This is a genomic window from uncultured Methanobrevibacter sp. (genome assembly GCF_937906425.1).
Taxonomy (GTDB): domain Archaea; phylum Methanobacteriota; class Methanobacteria; order Methanobacteriales; family Methanobacteriaceae; genus Methanobrevibacter.
In genome coordinates this window covers 1-3,099 of the sequence record NZ_CALCYR010000046.1, presented here as the reverse complement: position 1 = coordinate 3,099, position 3,099 = coordinate 1, and the positions used below count along the sequence as shown (strand labels likewise).

3 protein-coding genes are annotated in these 3,099 nt (G+C 31.7%); all 3 read left to right on the top strand.

The window, feature by feature from the left end:
- Positions 1-265: 265 nt before the first annotated feature.
- From Q0138_RS01330 to Q0138_RS01320, 3 genes are read left to right on the top strand one after another with little or no spacing between them, the layout of a single operon-like run.
- Positions 266-1,336: an AIM24 family protein gene (locus Q0138_RS01330; protein ID WP_297979857.1), complete on the top strand. Its 1,071-nt coding sequence runs from the start codon at positions 266-268 to the stop codon at positions 1,334-1,336.
- A gap of 17 nt (positions 1,337-1,353) precedes the next feature.
- Positions 1,354-2,064 (top strand): zinc ribbon domain-containing protein, encoded by a 711-nt coding sequence (locus tag Q0138_RS01325; protein ID WP_297979853.1) that lies wholly within the window; start codon positions 1,354-1,356, stop codon positions 2,062-2,064.
- Positions 2,065-2,083: 19 nt separating this feature from the next.
- Positions 2,084-2,893, top strand: a complete 810-nt coding sequence (locus Q0138_RS01320) for a zinc-ribbon domain-containing protein (RefSeq protein ID WP_297979850.1) — start codon at positions 2,084-2,086, stop codon at positions 2,891-2,893.
- Positions 2,894-3,099 lie beyond the last annotated feature (206 nt).

Below are 3,099 nucleotides of genomic sequence, written 5' to 3'. Positions count from 1 at the left end.
CCTAAAACTCGAAGAATGTATAAGAAACTTGGCGTAGAAGCCAGACCAAAATGGGATTTCATTTAAGGGATTTCTTATTAATATCAAATCTTTTTTTATTTTTTTTAAGTATTAATTTTCATTACTTTTTTTTAATTTTTTTATTTTTTTATTTTAATTTTAGACTTTATTTTTTTCTAAATGTAAAATGTATTTCAACAAAGCCGAAATTTTTATCATTAATTAAATTTAAACATTTAACTAACTAATTAAGAGGGGTGATTTTTTGACAAATATTTATTGTACTAATTGTGGAGAGCAAATCGACGAAGATTCTGAATTCTGTACTAATTGCGGAACTAAAGTAAATAAAATTATGAAATATCCGTTTAGTGGAAACGGAATGGCTGATGAAAGGAAAAATACAAACACCAAAAAGTCTGATCCAAATCCTAAATCCTCTTTTACAGAAAGTAGAAAAACTAATAATTTCTCTAAATCAAAATTTTCCAGAGACAGCAATATAAAAATCAGCAACTTCATTGGTGAAAATGACAACATTAAAGTGGTTGATGAGAAAGGGCCATTTACAGTCATTGAATATGAAAAAGATTTAAGTGTCACACCAGCTGATGCAATGATGATGTATTTTTCAAGCAAAATGAATATAAGGCCTAGGCAATTAGTCGCGGATTTAAGTAAAACCTCTGGGATTTGTCTTCAATCAGGATCATTGCAGTGGATGAGCGGATCCAATAAACTGTCTTCAGGCATTAAGGGCGTAACTGACTTTGGAAAAAAGTATGTGAAATCCAAAGTCACAGGTGAATCAGCCGTAAAGCCAGAATATGCTGGAGATGGATATGTTGTCACAGATAAAACATATAAGCACATTCTTCTTTTAAACTTGGATGATTTTAACAATAACTTAATGATTGATGATGGTCTATTTTTAGCTGCAGAAAAATCAGTTCATTTGACTATTAAAGCCCGAACTAATTTTTCCAGTGCTATTGCAGCTAATGAAGGTTTATTCAATACTGTATTGGAAGGAAAAGGTTATGTCTGTCTTGAATCAAGGGTTCCATTTAAAGAGATTATAGTTATTGAATTAAATAATGATACATTATCAATTGATGGTTCAATGGCTATTGCATGGACCAGCACTCTTGAATTAACTGTTGAAAAATCTGCAAAAACACTTGTAGGATCTGCCATTTCAAGAGAAGGCTTTGTAAATGTTTACAGAGGTACAGGTAAAATACTCATTGCTCCATTGACTGATATTATTGATTTTAGAGACTTGCCTCAGTCAGACCCCGTAAATCATGGTGTAGCCCATATGATTTTTAAATAATTTTAAAGAGTTTTTTTATGTCTAATATATGTTCAAATTGTGGTTTTGACAACGAAGAAAATGCAAAGTTCTGCAAAAAATGCGGAAATTCTCTGATTCCAGTTTCAACTCCACAAAAAGAATCTTTTTTCAGTTCAAACAAGGTTTTAATAATTGCAATTGCAGTTATTCTATGTGTTTCTGCTGCTGTAGGTGCTTTTGTTTATATGAATATGAATCAAGGACCTCAATTATCTGATTTCGGTATCTCTGAATTTGTTGAAGGTGATGAGTATTTAGTGGCTTTAGTAGATGAAAATGGAACCCCTATGGAAGATAAGATAATTGAGTTGGTCTGCTATAATGATTATGGTGGATCTGTAAGGCAATTAAATTTCACTGATTATGAAGGAAAAACTTCATTTCCTTTAGATTTTATGGCAGGAAGCTATAAGATTGATGTAATTTATACTGATGAGGATATTCCTGAATTAGGTTGGAGAAACGTTACACAATACACTAAAACAATAACAATCAAGGAAGGTCCCCATTCTTATTTCAATGAAGAATTTTTAGAGAAAAATAAGAATTATCTTGTAAACAATGTAAATATTACAGTTAATCCGGATTCTTATGATTATGAAACCATAAGTGGCTATGATGATAAGGGAAATGAGTATGCCTGGTTTGGTGGGGGATGGTTCCATATTGAAGATATTAGTAATGGAAATGTAAATGTTATTGAGTAATTATATAAGGAGGTAGAATATGTTTTGTCCAAAATGCGGAATGGAGAATAAGGAAGACGCTAAATTTTGCAAGGGATGTGGCGCTAATTTGAACTCATCTTCAAATATAGAAAAGTCTCAAGGCAGTGAATCATCCAATAATAAGATTATAATTGCTGTTGCTGCAATTATATGCGTTTGCATTATTGCTGCAGGTTTATTCCTTGTACTTGGAGATGGTTCAAATGATAATGATGTCCTATCTTCAAATGATTTAGACACATCTGATTCAATAAGTGATATAAGTGCAGATGATGATAATCGTTATGAAAACTTTAGCGAAAGCGAATGGGATCAGTCAAGCTATACTCTTGATGATATTTATACTGCTCATACTCCTGAAGATGCTAAGGAAGAAATGTTTGATCAAGCAGACTCTAACGGAGATGGCATTTTAACAGGTGATGAAATCAAGGAAATGGATTATCTTTTAAAGCATAGCGATTATACTTGGAATGGTCCTAATAGCGGAGTAAGCTTATCTCAGGCATCAAGCTATTTCCCAGAGGCTTCCAGAACAGTCTTATCCCATGTATTTGATGAAGCTGACAGTGATGGTGACGGTTCTTTGTCTGAAAGTGAATTGGAATTGTTTAAAGTAGTAAGGGATCATACTAAAAAATATGCTGTTGATATAGATAATGACCTTTCAACTTCAAAGCCTAAAAGCAGTGATAAAACCGGCTACTGTGCAGATCATGGTAGGGTAGCTGTTGTAGACGGCAGCAAATGTCCTTACTGCATTAGATTAGGTTATAGTGATACTCGAACTAAAACAAGCTCTTGGTAAGCAATCCGATTTTTAATTATTTTTCCCTATGTTTTTATGGATAATTTTCCATGTCCTGATTAAAAGCATAGAAGAAAATTATTTTTCTTTTTTTTTACTTTTCATTGCTTTATTCAAGTTTTAAATTATTTTTATTTTTTTATTTTTTTAGGTTGTTCGACAAAACCTATTTTTTTAAAAATTTTTTATTTTTTTCTTTTTTTATA